13 protein-coding genes are annotated in these 18,559 nt (G+C 74.0%); 1 reads left to right on the forward strand and 12 read right to left on the reverse strand.

Annotated features, from left to right (window positions below; translation table 11 throughout):
• Positions 1-30 precede the first annotated feature (30 nt).
• The 9 genes from ASD06_RS13695 to ASD06_RS13735 form a co-directional block, all read right to left on the reverse strand.
• Positions 31-933: a universal stress protein gene (locus ASD06_RS13695; RefSeq protein WP_056678764.1), complete on the reverse strand. Its 903-nt coding sequence runs from the start codon at positions 931-933 to the stop codon at positions 31-33.
• A gap of 70 nt (positions 934-1,003) precedes the next feature.
• Positions 1,004-3,745: a pyruvate, phosphate dikinase gene (gene ppdK / locus ASD06_RS13700; RefSeq protein WP_082538049.1), complete on the reverse strand. Its 2,742-nt coding sequence runs from the start codon at positions 3,743-3,745 to the stop codon at positions 1,004-1,006.
• A 55-nt stretch (positions 3,746-3,800) separates the two neighbouring features.
• Complete coding sequence (locus ASD06_RS13705) at positions 3,801-4,856, reverse strand: alpha/beta hydrolase (RefSeq protein WP_056678766.1); 1,056 nt, start codon at positions 4,854-4,856, stop codon at positions 3,801-3,803.
• 38 nt (positions 4,857-4,894) lie between these two features.
• The gene (locus ASD06_RS13710; RefSeq protein WP_056678768.1) at positions 4,895-6,319 is read right to left on the reverse strand and encodes a DUF4389 domain-containing protein; all 1,425 of its coding nucleotides are present in this window, start codon (positions 6,317-6,319) and stop codon (positions 4,895-4,897) included.
• Positions 6,320-6,349: 30 nt separating this feature from the next.
• Positions 6,350-8,956 carry a cation-transporting P-type ATPase gene (locus ASD06_RS13715; RefSeq protein ID WP_056678771.1) on the reverse strand — a complete coding sequence of 869 codons (2,607 nt, stop codon included), beginning with the start codon at positions 8,954-8,956 and terminating at the stop codon, positions 6,350-6,352.
• Positions 8,929-10,614 carry a thiol reductant ABC exporter subunit CydC gene (gene cydC / locus ASD06_RS13720; protein ID WP_056678775.1) on the reverse strand — a complete coding sequence of 562 codons (1,686 nt, stop codon included), beginning with the start codon at positions 10,612-10,614 and terminating at the stop codon, positions 8,929-8,931. The genes ASD06_RS13715 and cydC overlap by 28 nt, the downstream gene beginning before the upstream one ends.
• Entirely contained in the window at positions 10,614-12,278 is a 1,665-nt protein-coding gene (gene cydD / locus ASD06_RS13725; protein WP_056678780.1) for a thiol reductant ABC exporter subunit CydD, read from the reverse strand. Before cydD ends, cydC begins: the two co-directional genes overlap by 1 nt.
• Before the next feature lies 1 nt (position 12,279).
• Entirely contained in the window at positions 12,280-13,356 is a 1,077-nt protein-coding gene (cydB, locus tag ASD06_RS13730) for a cytochrome d ubiquinol oxidase subunit II (protein ID WP_056678782.1), read from the reverse strand.
• A gap of 25 nt (positions 13,357-13,381) precedes the next feature.
• Positions 13,382-14,818 carry a cytochrome ubiquinol oxidase subunit I gene (locus tag ASD06_RS13735; protein ID WP_056679304.1) on the reverse strand — a complete coding sequence of 479 codons (1,437 nt, stop codon included), beginning with the start codon at positions 14,816-14,818 and terminating at the stop codon, positions 13,382-13,384.
• Between the two features lie 200 nt (positions 14,819-15,018).
• Between ASD06_RS13735 and ASD06_RS13740 the strand changes: the two genes are divergently transcribed.
• Complete coding sequence (locus tag ASD06_RS13740) at positions 15,019-16,683, forward strand: RecQ family ATP-dependent DNA helicase (RefSeq protein WP_056678786.1); 1,665 nt, start codon at positions 15,019-15,021, stop codon at positions 16,681-16,683.
• Between the two features lie 87 nt (positions 16,684-16,770).
• Here ASD06_RS13740 and ASD06_RS13745 read toward each other — a convergent pair whose 3' ends face one another.
• From ASD06_RS13745 to ASD06_RS19445, 3 genes are read right to left on the reverse strand one after another with little or no spacing between them, the layout of a single operon-like run.
• Positions 16,771-17,322: a hypothetical protein gene (locus ASD06_RS13745; protein ID WP_056678788.1), complete on the reverse strand. Its 552-nt coding sequence runs from the start codon at positions 17,320-17,322 to the stop codon at positions 16,771-16,773.
• Positions 17,323-17,380: 58 nt separating this feature from the next.
• Positions 17,381-18,133, reverse strand: a complete 753-nt coding sequence (locus ASD06_RS13750; protein WP_056678791.1) for an SDR family NAD(P)-dependent oxidoreductase — start codon at positions 18,131-18,133, stop codon at positions 17,381-17,383.
• Positions 18,130-18,477, reverse strand: a complete 348-nt coding sequence (locus tag ASD06_RS19445) for a DUF2795 domain-containing protein (RefSeq protein ID WP_200942213.1) — start codon at positions 18,475-18,477, stop codon at positions 18,130-18,132. The genes ASD06_RS13750 and ASD06_RS19445 overlap by 4 nt, the downstream gene beginning before the upstream one ends.
• Between the last annotated feature and the right edge of the window lie 82 nt (positions 18,478-18,559).

Below are 18,559 nucleotides of genomic sequence, written 5' to 3' on the forward strand. Positions count from 1 at the left end.
AAGTGCACGAGGGGAGGGGGGCCGCTGGGGTCAGGGGACGACGAGGACGGGCGCAGTCGCTTCGTCGAGCACCTGCCGGCTCACCGACCCGATCGACAGCCGCGCGAGCGCGATGGGGCCGCGCGAGCCGATCACGAGCAGCCGGGTGCGGCTCGCGTGCAGCAGCAGCGCCTCGGCGGCCGGGTCGGGCGTGAACACGGTGGTGACGTGCACCGCGGGGTCGATGGCGGCGCTCGTCAGAGCCTGCTCGACGACCTCTCGCCCGTGCTCGAGCCGCGCCTCGGGGGACTCCCCTGGCGCCCCCGCGTAGGAGTGCAGCACCAGCAGGTGCGCCCCGTTGCGCTGCGCCTCGGCGGCCGCGACCTGCAGCGTGTGCGCCGCCTCCGCGCCCCGCCCGACGCCCACCAGGACGGCGTGCGACATCGCTCCCTGCGCGGCCGGCTCCTGCGCCAGCCAGTCGTCCGGGACGACGAGCACCGGGCAGCTCACCGACCGCACCAGCTCGCGGCTCGTCGTCCCGAGCAGGAACGCCCGGGCGCCGTGGCCGCCGCGGTCGCCGACCACCAGCAGCCGGCAGGTCGAGAGGTGCTCGCGCACCGCGTCCGGGTCGGGCACGCCCACGACGTCGACCGTCGCGAGCAGGCCGGGACGCGCGCTCACGACCTGCTCGGCGACGTCCTCGGCGATCGTGCGGGCGATCGTCATCCGCTGCTGCTCGTCGAGGTCCTGCGCGTGCGGGCTGAGCGACGTGTCGACGTCCGTCGTGACGAGCGACAGCAGCTTGAGGTGCATGCCTCGCTGCGCTGCCTCGTCGGCGGCGCGCTCGACCGCCGGCCGGCTGTGCCAGCTGCCGTCGAAGCCCACCACGACGGCGTCAGCCAGCGCGAGGTCGTGGTGCTCGGCGAGGGTCCGCCGCGTGAGGGGGAGTGTCATGGCGTCCTCCTGAGTCCGCTGGAACTCGTTGCTGCTGATGATCTTTGGCGCCGATCGGCCCGTGCGTGGGTCATCGGGTGTCGCTGCCCGACACCGCACCGAGGACGGCGGACCGCCCGGCTTCGAGCCGCGCCGCGCACACCCGCGGCGGCGAGCACGAGACGTAGTCGAGGCCGAGGTCGTGGAAGAAGTGCACCGACTCGGCGTCGCCGCCCTGCTCGCCGCACACGCCGAGTCCGAGGTCAGGACGCGCCGCCCGCCCTTCGTGCACCGCGATGCTCACCAGCCGCCCGACGCCGTCGCGGTCGATGGTCGAGAACGGGTCGGTGTCGATGATCCGCAGCTCGCGGTACGTCGGCAGGAACCCGGACTCCGCGTCGTCACGTGACAGCCCCCAGGTGGTCTGCGTGAGGTCGTTGGTGCCGAAGGAGAAGAACTCGCACCGGCCGGCCAGCTCGCCGGCGGTGAGCGCGGCGCGCGGCAGCTCGATCATGGTGCCGAGCGGGATCGCCGGCGCCGGCACACCGCGGCGCGCGCTGACGTTGGCCAGGCTGCGCCCGACCAGCTCGCGGACGTTCTCGAGCTCGGCGACGTCCGCCACGAGCGGCACCATCAGGTGCGCCTGGGGGTCGTGCCCCTCCGCTCGCAGGTCGAGCACCGCGTCGGCGACCGCCCGCACCTGGGCGGCGAAGATCTCGGGCATCACGATGCCGAGGCGCACGCCCCGCAGACCCAGCATGGGGTTGCGTTCGGACCAGCGCCGCAGCGCCGCCATGAGGCGCTCCTGCTCGGGTGTCGCCGTGCCCTCGGCCTCGGCCCGCGCCAGCTCGACCGACGTCTCGACGAGGTCGGGCAGGAACTCGTGCAGCGGCGGGTCGAGCAGCCGGATGACGACCGGCAGGCCGTCCATGGCGGCGAGGACGTCGCGCACCTGCTCGCGCTGGAGGTCCTCGAAGGCCAGCATCGCGGCATCGCGGCCGACGCCGAGCACGATGTCCTCGACGATCTTGCGGCGCTCACCGAGCAGCATGTGCTCGGTGCGGCACAGTCCGACACCCTGCGCGCCGTAGCGGCGGGCGCGGGCGGCGTCCGGGCCGTTGTCGGCGTTGGCGAAGACCTCGAGCCGGCGGCGGGAGTCGGCGTGCCGCAACAGGTCCAGCACCGCGTTCGACAGGATGTCGTCGGGCGCGGCGTCACCCGTCTCGAGTGCGGAGGCCACGTGGCTCGGGCGCACGTCGAGCCGGCCGCGCAGCACCTCGCCCGTGGCGCCGTCGACGGAGACGACGTCGCCCTCGGCGACGCTGACGCCGTCCGGCCCGGTGACGGTGCGGGCCGCCAGGTCGATGATCAGGCCGCTGCCGACGACGCAGGTGCGTCCCATGCCGCGCGCCACGACCGCCGCGTGCGATGTCACGCCACCGCGTGAGGTCACGATCGCCTGCGCCGCAACCATTCCGGCGAGGTCGTCGGGGCTCGTCTCGGTGCGCACGAGCACGACGTCGTGCCCCTCCGCCGCCCGCCGCGCCGCCGTCTCGGCGTCCAGGGCCACCTCGCCGACGGCCGCGCCCGCACTCACCGCGTGGCCCGTGGCGAGGACGTCGTGCTGCCCCGCGTCGACGAACCGGGGGTTCATGAGCGTCTCGAGCTGGGGGCCGGTGACTCGCACGATCGCCTCGTCGAGGTCGATGAGGCCCTCGCGCTCCAGGTCGCGGGCGACGCGGAAGGCGGCGGCCGGCGTCCGCTTGCCGATGCGGGTCTGCAGCAACCACAGCCGCCCGCGCTCGACCGTGAACTCGACGTCGCACACGTCGCGGTAGTGACGTTCGAGCGTCTCGAGGTGCCGCAGCAGCTCGGTGTGCGGGGCCGGTTGGGTCTCGGCGAGGTGGTCGAGCGTCAGGGCGTCGCGACTGCCGTTGACGACGTCCTCGCCCTGGGCGTTCGTGAGGTAGTTGCCGTACGCCCCAGGGGCTCCCGTCGAGGGGTCGCGCGTGAAGCAGACGCCGCTGCCGGAGTCCGCACCGGCGTTGCCGTAGACCATCGCCATGACGTTCACGGCCGTGCCCAGCGTGTCGGGGATGCCCTCGCGGCGCCGGTAGAGGCGGGCCCGCGGGGAGTTCCACGACCGCAGCACCGCCAGGATCGCCGACTCCAGCTGCTCCTGCGGGTCGTGCGGGACGTCGCTGCCGACGTCCGCCACCAGCTCACGCCGCGTGGCCGCCACCAGGTCCCGCAGGCCGTCCGCATCCAGCTCGCTCTCGTGCGCCACGCCGTGGCGGCGGCGCACCTCGTCGGTGGCCCGGGCCAGCCGCTCGGCGTCCGCGCCGAGCACCGTGCGCCCGTACATGCCGATGAGCCGCGCGTAGCAGTCCCACGCGAACCGCTCGCCCGAGCGCTCGGCGAGCCCGACGACCGTCTCGTCGTTGAGCCCGACGTCGAGCACCGTCTCCATCATCCCGGGCATCGAGAACCGCGCCCCCGACCGCACCGACACGAGCAGCGGCTGCACCGGGTCACCGAACCGCAGCCCGTGGCGCTCCTCGACGCGCGCGAGCTGGTCACGCACCTGGGCCAGGACGCCGGCCGGCAGCTCACCGGACGCCATGTACGTCCGGCACACCTCGGTGGTGAGGATGAAGCCGCCCGGCACGGGCAGTCCGAGGCGAGTCATCTCGCAGAGGTTGGCGCCCTTGCCGCCCAACAGGTCTGCCTGATCGCGGCTGCCGTCCTCGAACCGCACGACGAGCGGTGCGGCGCCGGCTGGTGAGTGCTGAGGGGGCACGCTGGCACGGTGCGTGCGGGCGGTGGTGGTCATGTCTGCACTCTGCTCCGCGGACCGGGATCTGGGTCGGGCAGAAGGTCCCGCGCCGTCACCGCGTGGCGGTGGTGAGGAAGCCCACGACCCGCTGCTGCCACTGGTCGGGTGCGGTGCGCAGGCCCTCGGTGTGTCCGCTGCCGGGTACGACCCAGACCCGCACCGTCGCCGGTGACGCCCGCTTCAGGTCGGCCGCGGCGTGCTGCTCGTCGGCCACCTCTGCGGCCGCGATGAGCAATACGGGCCGCGGCGCTGCCTGCCGCACGGCGTCGCGCAGGGACGTCGGTGGGCGCCGCCGGGTGAGGGCGCTGGCGAGGGCCGTGTGCGCGGCCTCGATGCCCTCCTGGGCTGCGCCCCGCCAGCCGTAGGCGTCCGACAACCAGCGCAGGTCGGCCGCCTGCCGGCCGGTCACACCCTCGGCGACGACGGCGCGCACGCGCGGATCGGTGGCCGCCGCGCCGATCGCCTCCTCACCGCCCATCGACAGCCCGACGAGCGCGATGCGGTGCGGGTCGACGTCCGGGCGGGTGCTGAGGAACGCCACCCCCGCGGCGACATCGGCGTCGCCGGACCAGCCGAAGTCCATGGCCCGGCCCTCGCTGCGCCCGTGTCCCCGCGCGTCCAGCGCCAGCACGCCGAACCCACTGCGCGCCAGCACGATCGCCTGGCCGAGCACCGCGGACCGCGTCGATCCTGAGCCGTGCAGCAGCACTACCGCCGCGCGGCTCGTCGACGGCAGGTACCACCCTGCCAGCCGGACGCCGTCCTCCGTGGTCGTCGTCACCTCGGTGAACGCCAAGCCCGCTGCCGCCGGTGTACGGCGTCCGACCGCGGTCGCGGGCACGGTGGAGGCTGCGACCGGCAGCACCACGACGTCGACCGCGAGTAGCGCCAGGAGCGTCGCGCCGCACGCCGCCAGGACGCCGCGCCAGCCGCGGACGAGCCGGCCGGTGGCTGCTACCGCGGCCACGAGCAGCACCAGCGACAGCACCAGCGCCGACCCGCTCGCCACCGTGAGGGCGGTGACGCCGTCCTTCGCCGCGTGCGGCACGGCGACGGCCGCGCTGGCACCGACCAGGACACCGGACGCCGTCGCCGCACCGAGCGTCACGGCCGCCCGCCTCGCACCCCGCCCCGTCACGACGGCCCTCAGGCGGGGCCGGAGCTCGCGGCGCGCACCGGCAGCACCACCAGTAGCGTGCCGGTCACGAGCAGCACCAGGCCGAGCAGCATCAGGGCTCCGCCGACCCACGGCAACGCGGGCAGCGTCGCGCCGGCGTCCAGGTCGGCGTCGACGCCACGGCTGGCGTCGGAGTTCATCACCACGAGGGCCCAGCTGCCCCGGGCGGGCGTCCAGGTGAGCTGCTGCTGGCCGGTGCCGCTGGCCTGCGCCACCCAGATGTCGAGGTCGCCCGGCGGCACGCGCGGCGCCGCGCCGGCGAGGTAGTCGTCGACCTGCGCTGCGGGCGCGACGCCGACGAACACCGCCGTCGCGGGGTCGCTCTGGGTGGCGGTGACCCGCAGGTCGCCGAGCAGGCGAGCGGGCCAGAAGCGGCCACCGGCGCTCGAGCCCTCCATGAGGACGTCGTCCGTGACGACCGCGTACCCGCTGCTGGTCACCGGGCCCACGTGCGTCATGAGGTAGCCGCCGCCGTCACGCATCGTGCGGTCGGCCACGACGCCGGCGAAGCCCGCGGTGAGCAGGCCGAGCGAGGCCAGTGCGAGCAGGACGCCGACGACGACGCTCACGACGCGTCCTGCCGTCCAGCGATCGAGCGGCGGGTGCGGCGGGTGCGGCGGCGGGGGGTTCACGGCCAGGGCCGGAGGCGGAGTCTCGGCCGGGGCCGGAGGTGCGGGGGGAGGGGCGCTGGTCAGCATCTCGTGCGCCCCGAGGTCGAGCCGGAACGGCGGGTACTGATCGGTCATCAGCGACGCGTAGGCGGCGACGCGCAGCGACCAGCGGTTCACTCCGAGCAGCAGGTCGTACACCGAGCGGGGGTAGCGGCCGGTCACGGCGAGGACGACCGCGGCGACGAGGACGAGGATGCCCACGAGGCCGCTGCCCCACACCCAGCGCTCGGTGCCGTTCGCCTCGTAGGCGATCCACGCCCCCGACCCGAAGAACACGCCGACCACGAGGTAGTGCGGCAGCGCGAGCAGCCACCACTTCACCAGCGCCAGACCGCGTGACAGGTGCTCGGGGTAGTCGACCGTGAACCGTGCCGGGTAGTCGGGCACGTCGTCGAGCGTGAACGGCGGGTAGCGGTCGGTGGCCAGGGCGCCGTAGGAGTAGTAGGCGACCCGCCACGACCAGCGCAGCACCCCGACGTTGAAGTCGAAGATCGCCCGCGGGTAGCGCCCGGTGACGACGATCGCGAAGAACGCGACGACGCTGAGGACGACGAACGCCACCCACAAGAACGCCAGCACGATGTAGTGCGGCAGCGCCAGGAGCCACTTCACCAGCCAGAGCCAGCGCGACGGCGCCGGCTCGCTGTCGGCGTCGACGTGCACCGGGTAGCCCGGCGTCTGCGGCGCCGGCGGGGCGGTCGGGTACGTGGTGGCCGTCGTCATACCTCCACGGTGCGACCGCCGCGTCGGCCCTCACTGAGGGCGAACGTCCCGTCGTCGGGCCGCCTTGGCGGCGGTGTCGGCGGCCAGCACGAGGGGCGGGGTGAGCAGCGCGAGGCCCCACCCGACGGGGGTGGGCAGCTGCCCTCGGAGCAGCTCCGGCAACGGGGGAAGGACGAGGAACACCAGCAGGGTCAACAGCTCCACGGCCACGGCGAGCAGCAGCAACCGGTTGCCGCGCAGGCCGGTGCGACCGACCCAGCGGCTCTCGCTGCGGCACGCGAAGGCGTTCGCGAGCTGCCCGAGCACGATGGCGGTGAACGCCGTGCCGGACGCCGTGGCGAGCAGCGTGGCCGAGGGTGCGACCCCGACGTGCCAGCCGCCGAGCAACAGCACCGCGATGAACGCCGCCATCGACCCGGCGGCCTCTGCCGGCCCGAGCACACCGAAGGCGCGCGCCGCCACCGACCGGTCGATCAGGGAACGCTGCCGCCGCCGTCCGACCATGGTGTACCGGCTCGGCTGCTCGGCGCCCAGCGCGAGTGCGGGCAGCAGGTCGGTGCCGATGTCGAGGGCCAGCACCTGCAGCACCGTGATCGCGAGCGGCACCGAGCCACCCGACAGCGCCCACACGACGAACGGCGTCAGCTCCGCCACGTTGTCGGTGAGGTGGTACGTCAGGAACCGGCGGATGTTCGCGAAGGTCGACCGGCCCAGCTCGACGGCGGCGACGATCGTGCCGAAGTGGTCGTCCAGCAGCACCATGTCGGCGGCCTCGCGGGCGACGTCGGTGCCCGAGGCGCCCATCGCGATCCCGATGTCGGCCGTACGCAGCGCCGGGCCGTCGTTGACGCCGTCACCGGTCATCGCCACCACGTGCCCCCTCGCCTGCAGGGCGCGGGCGATGCGCAGCTTGTCCTCGGGCGTGACCCGGGCGACCACGACCTCGTCGCGGTCGAGCAGCTCACCGAGCGCGCCGTCGTCGGAGGGCAGCTCGTCGCCGGCGACGACGAGCGCCTCGCCGCCGACCAGCCCCACCTCGCGCGCGATCGACAGGGCCGTGGCCGGGTGGTCGCCCGTCACCATGGCGATGCGGATGCCGGCCAGGCGGCACGACGCGATGGCGTCCGCGACGTCCGGTCGGGGCGGGTCCTCGAGGGCGATGACACCGAGCAGCTGCAGGTCGCGCTCGACGGCGGCGTTCGAGGTGTGGGGCGACTCGTCAGGCGGCGTCGCCGCGCGGTGGGCGACGGCGAGCACTCGCAGGCCGCGGCGGGTGAGCGCGTCGACGGCGGCGTCGGCGTCGGGGTGGGAGGTGCGGCAGACGGGCAGGACGGAGTCCGGGGCGCCGATCACGTGGACGCCTTCCGCATCGACCACCGACGACCGCCGCCGCCGGGGGTCGAACGGGTGCTGGGCCAGCGGCAGCGGCGAGGGGACGACGGCAGCGCGCTCACCCAGGACGTGCAGCGCCACCTCCATGGGGTCACCCACCGGCAGCCAGGTGCCGCCCCGCTCGACGGCGTGCGCGTGCGGCGCGCAGCGCGTCGCACTGGTGGCGGCGTGCGCGTGCGGCGCGCAGCGCGTCGCACTGGTGGCAGCGCGGTGCAGCGCCACCCGGGCCGCGGCCACGCCGGTGATGACGCCCGTCGGCGCGTACTCGGCGCCCGTCACGGTGACGGTGCCGTCCGGCGTCCACACCTCCACCACCGACATCACCCCGAGGGTCAGGGTGCCCGTCTTGTCGGTGCAGATGTACGTGGTCGACCCGAGCGTCTCGACCGACTCCAGGCGCCGGACGAGCGCGTGGCGGCCGGCCATCCGCTGCGCCGCGCGGGCGAGGGACAGGGTCACCGTCGGCAGCAGGCCCTCGGGCACGAGGGCGACCGTGACGCCGACGGCGAACAGGAAGCTCTCGGACCCACCCTTGCCGAGCAGCAGGGACACCGCGAAGAACGCCACGCCGACGGCGACGGCCACCACGGCGACCACCCGCACCACGCGATGGAGCTCACGGGCGAGCGGGCTGCGCGGCCGGACGGCGTTCTGGGTCGCCGTCGCGATACCGGCCAGCCGCGTCGAGACGCCGATCGCGGTGACGACGGCCGTCGCGGCACCCTCGACGACGTAGGTGCCGGCGTGCGCCGGATCACCTTCTGCCGCAACGACGGGGGCGCTCTCTCCGGTGAGCATCGCCTCGTTCAGGCTGATGCGAGATCCCCCTAGCAGCCGGACGTCGGCGCCGACGCGGTCACCGGCCTCGAGCACGACGACGTCGTCGACCACCAGCTCCGCGGCGTCGACGACCCGCGTGCGGCCGTCGCGCCGGACCCTCGCTCGTGCCGGCATGAGGTCGGCCAGCCGCTCGGCGGCTCGGTCGGCGCGGTACTCCTGGGCGAACGAGAAGCCACCGTTGAGCAGCACGACGACGGCGATCGCCACCGACAGCGCGGGCATCCCGGCGAGCAGCGCCAGGCCGGCGGCGACCCACAGCATGACGGCGAAGAAGTGCACCAGCTGGGCCCCCAGCAGGTGCAGCGGGTGCACCCGAGGGGGACGAGGCAGCAGGTTGGGCCCGGACGCGGCGAGCCGGGCCGCGGCGTCCGCGTCGCTCAGACCAACGCGCTGGTCGACGTCCACCGCCCCTCCGTGCTGTGCGCGGTGACCTGCGCGGCCTCGATCGTCACGACCTCGTCCACGCAGTCGAGCGGTTCGAGGCGATGGGTCACCACGACCATGGTGACCCCGCGAGCCCGGGCCGCGCCGACGAGATCGCGCAGGAGGCGGTCGGCGAGCACCGGGTCGAGGTGCTCCGCCGGCTCGTCGAGGAGCACCACGGCGCTGCCGACGAGCAGCGCCCGCGCGAGCAGCAGCCGCCGGCGCTCGCCTCCGGACACCGACCCCGGATCGAGCACGGTCTCGAGGCCGTCGCCCAGGGCGGCGGCCCACGGCTCGAGGTGCACCAGCCGCAGGGCCGCCCAGAGCTGGTCGTCGGTGGCGTCGCCACGCGCGACGAGCAGGTTGTCGCGCAGCGTGGTGGCGAACAGGTGCGCGTCCTCGGCGGTGAGCGTGACCGTGCGTCGCAGGGCGGTGGGATCGAGGTCGGCCAACGCCACGCCGTCCAGAGACACGCTGCCGCGCAACGGCTCCAGCAGCCCCGCCAGAGTGCGCAGCAGCGTCGACTTGCCCGCGCCGCTCGCGCCGACGACGGCCACGACCCGCCCCGGCTCGAGGTCGAGCGTGACCCCGCGCAGCACCGGCGTCGAGCCGGGCCAGCCGACGTCGACGCCGTCGGCGCGCAGGTGCTGCGGCCCGGTCGGCACCGGGCGCTCGGCGGCGCTGTGCGCCGGTGGGGCGTCCAGGAGGGCGGTCAGCCGCTCGGCCGCCCCGCGCGCGCGCACTACGGCCACCGCGGCCGCGGGGAGAGGCGCGACGACCTCCACCAGGGCCAGCGGCGTCAGCGTCACGACAGCCAGCAGCACGCCGTCGAGCCGGCCGGACGCCGTGGCCGCCGCCCCGACGGCGAGGGCGCCGACGACGGCGAGCCCGGTGAGCAGGGCGCTCAGGGCGGCCGCCCAGGCGCCGGGACGTGCAGCGCGGTCGAGCTCGCGACCCCGGCGCGCGTCGACCTCGCGCAGCAGCGCCAACCGCTCGTCGACCCGCCCAGCCACCGTGAGCTCGGTGGCGCCGTCCAGGAGGGCGTGCACCTGAGCCGAGACCTCTGCGCGGGTGCCGTCGGCGGCCCGCTCGTAGCGTCCTGCGCCCACCGCGGCGAGTCGTGGGGCGGCGACGAGCGCCAGCACGAGCGCGACGCCCACGACGGTCGCCGCCACCGGCAGCACCCACGCCAGCAGCGTGATCGTCGCGGTGCAGACGACGGCCGCGACCGCGAAGGGGAGCAGACCGCGCACGACGACGTCGGCCACCAGGTCGACGTCCGCGCCGACCCGCGACAGCAGCTCACCGCTGCGCAGCCCGCTGACCACTGCGCGGTCGGCCCAGGCGAGCCGCTCGTAGAGCCGTTCGCGCAGCCGCACGACACCTCGCAGCGCGACGTCGTGCGAGGCCAGCCGTTCGACGTACCGGAAGGTGCCGCGCGAGATGCCGAGCGCCCGCACGGCCACCACGGCCACCGACAGGTCGAGCACCGGTGGGTGCTCGGCGGCGCGTGAGATCAGCCAGGCCGACACCGCCGCCAGCGCGACGGCGCTGCCCAGCGCGGCGCTTCCAGCGGCCACCGCGCCGAGCACGCGGCCAGGTGACGGCTCCAGGGCGGCGACCACCCGGCGCAGCGCCATCACGCCACCTGCGGCAGTGCAGAGAGGTCGACGACCTGGTCGGCCTCAGCCACCAGCGCGGGCCGGTGCGCCACGACGAGCACGGTGCGTCCCTCAGCCCGCAGCTCGGCGACGGCGTCCTGCACGTAGCGCTCGGTGTCGGCGTCCAGGTGGGCGCTCGGCTCGTCGAGCACCACGAGCTGCGCCGGGCTGGCCAGCACGCGGGCCAGCGCGAGCCGCTGGCGCTGGCCGGCCGACAGGCCGACACCGCCTGCGCCGAGGCGTGTCTGCCAGCCGTCGGGGAGCCTCGCGACCACCTCGGCGAGACCGGCCCGGTCGGCGGCCGCCGCGAGCTGCGCGTCGTCGAGGCGGCCGAACAGCGCGACGTTCTCGCGCAGGGTGCCCGGCACGACGAGCGGCTGCTGCCCGAGCCAGGCGCACTGCGCGAGCCAGGAGCGACGCTCGACGTCGGCGAGCGCGGTGCGTGTGCCATCGGCGCTGACGACCGTGACCGCACCGGCATCGGGCGAACGAAGGCCGAGCACCACCTCGGCGAGCGTCGACTTGCCGCAGCCGCTGCTGCCCACCAGGGCGGTGACGGTACCGGGGCGCAGGGTGAGCGAGCCGTCGTGCGGTGCCGGGTGACGGCGTCCCGGGTGGTCGACGCGCACGCCGTGCACCTCGATGGTGGCGTGGCTCAGGTCGGGGGCCGACTGCGAACCCGTCCCAGGCACCGCGCGGTCGAGCACCGCGAACGCCGCGTCAGCGGCAGCGAGGCCGTCGGTGCTGGCGTGGAACTGCGCGCCCACCTGGCGCAGCGGGAGGTAGACCTCGGGCGCCAGGATCAGCACCACCAGGGCGGTTCGGAGGTCGAGGTGCCCCGAGAGCAGGCGCAGCCCGACGCCCACCGCCACCAGGGCCACCGAGAGGGTGGTGAGCAGCTCGAGCACCAGGGCGGACAGGAACGCCGTGCGCAGCGTCGCGGTGGTGGCCTGACGGTGCGCCTCGCCGAGCTCGCGCACCCGAGCGGCCGGACCGCGCTCGCGGCCGAGCGCCACCAGCGTGGGCAGGCCGGCCAGCAGGTCGAGCACCTGCGAGCCAAGCCGCTGCATGGTCACCAGGCGCCGCGCCGCCGTCGCCTGAGTCATCCAGCCCACGAGAGCCATGAACGCCGGGACGAGCGGGATCGTCACAGCGATCGTCGCCGCCGAGATGAGGTCCTGCGTGAGGACGGCGAGCAGCAGGGCCGGCGTCACCAGCGCGGTCATGACCAGCTGAGGCAGGTACCTCGACAGATACGGCCGCAACGCCTCCAGCCCGTCGGTGACGAGGGTCGTGACCGACGTCCGAGTGGCGGCGTCCAGGTAGGCCGGCCCCAGGGCGACGGCTCGCGCCGTGACCTGGTGACGCAGGTCGGCGACCACCGCGACGGCCGCCCGCTCGCCGTACCGCTCCTGAGCCCAGACGACGGCTGCGCGGGCCACGACGACGGCGGCCAGCCAGGCGAGGGACCGCGTCTGCTCGGCCGTCGACGCGCCCGCCACGACCGCGCTGATCACGCCACCGAGCAGGAACGCCTGCGCCACAGCGAGTCCGGCGGTCGCGACCCCGAGTCCGCCGGTCAGCGCGACGTACCCGCGCGCCGCGTGCGCATGCCGGAGCAGCCGGGGATCGAGGGGGCGCATGTCAGTGTCGCTGCGTGGGGACGCCCCGCTGGGCGGGAAGGCGTCGGCGTCCGGGTAGGCCAGTGTGCGCGGGGATGTGCTCGGCGCTGATCCGCTGGCGGAAGACCCAGTAGGTCCAGCCCTGGTACAGCAGCACGAACGGCGTGAGGCCGACGGCGATCCAGGTCATCACCTTCAGCGTGTACGGCGTCGAGGCCGCGTTGCTGGTGGTCAGGCTGAACGCCGGGTCGGTGGTCGACGGCATGACGTTCGGGAACAGGCTGCCGAAGATCAGCACCACCGCCGCGACGATGACGAGGGTCGTCAGCACGAAGGCCACGCCCTCGCGCCGCACCCGGGTGGCGGCGACCGCACCGAGGAGGGCCACGGCGGCGACGACCACGGCGGCCCAGGTCCACCCCTTGCCGTGGGCCAGCTGGGTCCAGACGGCGAACGTTCCGGCGACGACGAGCGCGACGGGCGCGAGCCGGGCCGCGACCAGGCCGGCCCGCTCGCGCACCGCACCACCGGACTTCAGGGCCAGGAAGACCGCGCCGTGGAGCGCGAAGAGGGTGAGCGTCGTGAGGCCGCCCAGCAGGGCGTACGGGTTGAGCAGGTCGAACAGCGACGACGTGACCTGGCGGTCTGCGTCGATCGCCACCCCGCGCACGATGTTGGCGAACGCCACGCCCCACAGCAACGACGGCAGGAACGAGCCCACGATGATCACGAGGTCCCACCGCCGGCGCCACGCCGGGTCGTCGACCTTGCCGCGGTACTCGAAGGCGACGCCGCGGCCGATCAGCGCCAGCAGGATCAGCAGCAGTGGCAGGTAGAAACCGGAGAACAAGGTGGCGTACCACTCGGGGAAGGCGGCGAACGTCGCGCCACCGGCCACGAGCAGCCACACCTCGTTGCCGTCCCAGACCGGGCCGATGGTGTTGAGCAGCACCCGTCGGTGCGTGTCGGTGCCGGCGGAGTCCGCCCCGCGGCCCACCACGGGCAACAGCATGCCGACGCCGAAGTCGAAGCCCTCGAGCACCAGGTAGCCGGTCCACAGCACGGCGATGAGGAGGAACCAGACGGTCGTGAGTTCCATGGTCGTGAGCTCCAGGTTCCTTGCGTCAGTAGGCGAACGACAGGGGCTTGTCGGAGTCCTCGTCGCGGACCTCCGTCGTGGTGACGTCGGGCAGGCCCTCGGCGGCGTAGCGGCGCATCAGCCCGAACCACACGACGGCGAGCACGCCGTAGACCACCGCGAACGACACCAGCGAGGTGAGCACCGTGCCGGCAGACACCTTGGAGACGCCGTCGCGCACGAGCATTCGGACGCCGTCGACCCCCGACGGGTTGGGTGCGACGACCCAGGGTTGGCGCCCCATCTCCGTGAAGATCCAGCCGAACGCGTTGGCCAGGAACGGTGCGGGGATCGCCCACAGGGCCAGGCGACCCAGCCGAGCGTCCGTGGGAGTGCGTCCCTGGCGCGTCGTCCAGAGGCCGGCCAGCGCGAGCAGGGCGCTCACGGCGCCGAACCCGATCATGAGCCGGAACGACCAGTACGTGACCGGCAGCATCGGCACGTAACTGCCCGGCCCGTACTTGGCGGAGTACTCCGTCTGGAGGTCCTTGACGCCCTTCAGGGTCGAGTCGAACGACCCGGTGGCCAGGAACGACGTCAGACCGGGGATCGTGACCTGCCGGACGTCGCAGCGGTTCTCGACGTCGCCGACCGCGAAGAGGCTGAAGCCGGCGCCGTCCTCGGTGCGGCACAGCGCCTCGGCGGCGGCCATCTTCATCGGCTGCTGCTTGAACATCAGCTTGGCCTGCGCGTCACCGGACAGGGCGGTGCCCACGCCGCCGACGATCAGCGCGACGAGACCCAGCCGGATCGCGACGCGGAACGTGTCCGCCACGTGCAGGTCGGACCGCCGGTGAGCCCGCACCGCCCACCAGGTGGCGATGGCGGCGACGAACGTACCGGCCACCACCAGCGCGCCGGACACGGTGTGCGGGAACGTCGCGAGGGTCGTGGAGTTGGTGAGCAGCGTCCAGATGCTCGTCAGCTCGGCCCGGCCGGACTCGGGGTTGAACCGCACGCCCACCGGGTGCTGCATGAACGAGTTGGCGGCCAGGATGAAGTAGGCCGAGAGCCAGGTGCCCAGGGCGGCTAGCCAGATGGTCGCGAGGTGCACCTTGCGTGGCAGGCGGTCCCAACCGAAGATCCACAGGCCGAGGAACGTCGACTCGATGAAGAAGGCCGCGAGCCCCTCGATGGCGAGCGGGGCCCCGAAGACGTCGCCGACGAAGCGCGAGTACTCGCTCCAGTTCATGCCGAACTGGAACTCCTGCACGATGCCGGTGGCCACGCCGATCGCGAAGTTGATCAAGAAGAGCTTGCCGAAGAACTTGGTGAGCCGCAGCCAGCGCTCGTCGTTCGTGCGCACCCAGATCGTCTGCATGATCGCGACCAGGGGGGCCAGGCCGATCGTGAGCGGCACGAACATGAAGTGGTAGACCGTGACGATCCCGAACTGCCACCGGGCCAGGTCCAGCGCGTCCACGAGGTGCTCCTCCACAGTCCGATGGCGGCCCGGTCCGGCCGCCGGCTCGACCGTAGGAGCGCCGGGTTGAGCCGGCCCAGGGACGTTGGTCCTCACTTGCGGTCGCCGCAGCTGCGGGGGCGTGCGAGGCTCGGAGGCAGGCCGCTTCAGCCCCCGGCGGATCCCACGCCCCCGGTGGGCCACCTGAAGCGAAGGCCTCTGTGTCCGACGTCACCTCATTCTCGTCGGCGCGCTCGCGCGCCCAGAAGATCGCCAGTGAGACCTTCGGCTGGACCGACCTGCGCCCCGGCCAGCTGGAGGCGATGACGGCCGCCGTCGCCGGCCGCGACGCGCTGGTCGTCATGCCGACCGGGCACGGCAAGTCGGCCGTCTACCAGGTCGCGGGCCTGGCCCGGGCTGGCACCACCGTGGTCGTGAGCCCGCTCATCTCGCTGCAGGAGGACCAGGTCGGCGCCCTCGAGCGCGTCGGGTCGCACGGCGTCGAGGCGGTGGCGATCAACTCCGGGCGCCGGGCGGCCGACGTCCGCGAGTCGTGGCGGCGGCTGCGGGACGGCGAGGTCGAGTTCGCCTTCGTGTCACCCGAGCAGCTCGCCGACGACGACGTGGTGACGCGCCTCGCCGACTCCGGCCCGTCGCTGCTCGTCGTCGACGAGGCGCACTGCGTCTCGTCGTGGGGGCACGACTTCCGTCCCGACTACCTGCGGCTCTGCGACCTGCGTTCACGGCTGGGCGACCCGCCCGTCGTCGCGCTCACGGCCACTGCGAGCCCGCCGGTGCGCGACGAGATCCGCGCGCGGCTGCGGCTGCGTGACCCCGCGGTCGTCGTCGCCGGGTTCGACCGCCCGAACATCGACCTGAGGGTCGAGCTGTTCAGCGACGCCGACCGGCAGCGCAGCGCGATGCTCGACCACGTGACGTCGGCGCCGGGCCCCGGCATCGTCTACACCTCGACCCGCAAGGACACGCTCGAGCTCGCTGACGGCCTGCACGAGCGGGGCCTTCGCGTGCAGCCGTACCACGCCGGCCGCAAGGCGGTCGACCGGACGGCGGTGCACGAGGCGTTCCTCGACGGCGCCCTGGACGTCGTCGTCGCGACCTCGGCCTTCGGCATGGGCATCGACGCCCCCAACGTGCGGTACGTCGTCCACGCGCACGTGACCGACTCCGTCGACAGCTACTACCAGGAGATCGGCCGGGCCGGCCGGGACGGCGAGCCGGCCGAGGCCGTCCTGTTCTACCGCGCCGAGGACCTCGGGCTGCGCAGGTTCCAGTCCGCTGGTCGACCGGACACGGCGCTGCTGGGCGCCGTGGTCGCCGCCGTGGTGAAGGCGACGCGACCGCTGACGGTGGCCGAGCTGGCCGGGCAGGTCGACGCCACCCGTCGGCGCGTCGTGCGAGCCCTCAATCTGCTGCAGGACAGCGGGATCCTCGAACTGGACGGGCGCGAGGTGCACCTGGTGGAGGACTCTGTCACGGTGCGGGACGCCGTCCGGCGCGCGGCCGAGGAGTCGGACGCCGGACGGCGGCGAGCGGGCTCGCGACTGGAGATGATGCGCGGCTACGCCGAGACGACGGGCTGTCGACGGCGCTACCTGCTGGGCTACTTCGGGGAGCAGCTCGATGCCGACTGCGGCCACTGCGACACCTGCCGCCGCGGCTCAGCGGCGCGCACGCACGGGGCCGAGGTCGCTCGACCGGACGACGACCTCGCCGTCGACGACCGGGTCGAGCACCCCGAGTGGGGTGGCGGCACGGTGATGAGCCTGGACGCCGACCGGCTCACGGTGTTCTTCGACTCAGAGGGTTACAAGACCCTCGACCGCGAGACCGTCGCCACGCAGGGTCTGCTCACCGACGCCGGCTGACCGCCCGACACGACAAGATCCCCGGAACTCTTACGCCTGAGGGGGTGCAGGCGTGCAAGTTCCGGGGAATTTGCCGCAGGGGGACGGTCAGCGGCGGGTGACGCGACCCAGCAGGCCGCGCGAGACCTCGCTGGGCCGCTCCTGCTCGCCGGCGAACGAGCTGACGACGACGAGCGCGCCGGTGAGCGCGGGGACGACCCACTGCAGGATCTTGAGCTGCTGCTGAGCCTTGGCCACCGGCTCAGGCGTCTGGAAGCTCGGGTTGGTGCCGTCACCGACGGGCACGTCGCGCTGGTGCGAGACGCGCCGGCCCAGCACCCGGCTGTAGGCGGTGGCGCCCAGCGCAGCGGCGGTGAGGGCCGTCTTGCCCACCGACATGGTGCCCACGCCCCGCTGCCCGGCGATGCGTCCGCGGTTGCCGACCACCTGGCCCACGGAGCCGATGAGGTGCGCGCCGATCGCGGCGGCGTTCACCGGCGTCCAGGCGTCCCATCCGGCGTTGGCGACGCGGCCGGACGCGGAGTCGTCACCGGCGTGCCCGGCGGCGTCGTTGAGGGCTACGGCGTTCGCCAGCGTGCCGCCGAACCAGGCCGACAGGCCCAGGTCGTGCAGCGAGCGGCTGATGGTGTTGCGAGACAAGGGGATCTCCAGACGTTGGTGGGGAAGGGACGGCGGCCGGCTCGGTGGCCGAGCGCCATCAGCGCGGGTAGTACTCCACGCGCGGGGTGAGTACGGCGGTCTGCAGCACGACGCGCGGGTCGAGCGTCACGGCCGTGCGGACCAGGCCTGCCACCACCGACGGCTCCATCATCCGCTCGGCCGGCAGGTTCCACTGGTCCATCATCGGCGTGTGCATCGCCGCCGGGTTGAGCGCGCAGACCCGCACTGGCATCGACTGCTCGCGCACCTCGGTCTGCAGTACCTCGGTGAGCTTGAGCAGCGCGGCCTTCGAGGAGTTGTACGCACCGGCCCCGGCCCCCACCGTGAGCGCTGAGATCGACACCACCGAGACGATGTCGGCTGGCCGCTCGCGCTCGGACGCGGCCTCGAGCACACCGCGCAGGAAGGCCCGCGAGGTGTACATCGGGCCGTGCACGTTGACGGCGAAGACCTGGTGCCACTGCTCGTCGCTGACCTCGGTGACGTTGGCGCCGCGGTCGGTGCCGGCGTTGTTGACCAGGCAGTCCAGGGCGGCGCCGTGCTGGGTGAAGGCCTCGGTGAAGAAGGAGTCCACCGCGCCCGAGTCGGTGACGTCGAGCTGCACCGCCTCCGCCTTGCCGCCGGCCTGCGCGACCTGGTCGACCGTCGTCCGCGCGCCGTCGGCGTCGACGTCGGCCACCAGGACGTGCGCCCCGGCGGTGGCGAGCTCGATGCTCGTCGCCCGGCCGAGACCGCTGCCGCCGCCGGTGACCACGGCCACCCGTCCCGTCATGTCGTCGTGGGTGCTCACGTGCGTCGCTCCTCCGTCCCGAGCCCGGCGGCCCGGGCTACGTCCTGGGTGTTCTCGAACTGCTCACCGGCAGGGAGCCGGCGCAGCCGGTCGACCACGACGTCCGGCGCCTGGTTGGCCTGAGCGGCCGCCACCAGCTCCTCGCCGGACGCCGGGAAGGCCGAGGGGTCGAGGAAGCGCGCGAGCTGCGAGCGCTCCTCGACGTCGGCCGGCGTCATGCCGGGCGGTGTGCCCTGCTCGCGCCACTCGTTGCCCTCTGTGCCGGGGCCACGCAGCCCCTCGTGGTCGTGCTTGAGCTCGTCATCCTCGCGCGGCCCCACGGGCCCGGACTGCTGTTCTGACACGTCATCGCCTCCTGTTGTCGGCTCCTGAGGTGGTACCCGCTGCGCGACGTGTCATGCGCGGTCGTCGGGAGACGCCGGTCAC

It is taken from the genome of Angustibacter sp. Root456 (genome assembly GCF_001426435.1).
Lineage (GTDB): Bacteria > Actinomycetota > Actinomycetes > Actinomycetales > Angustibacteraceae > Angustibacter.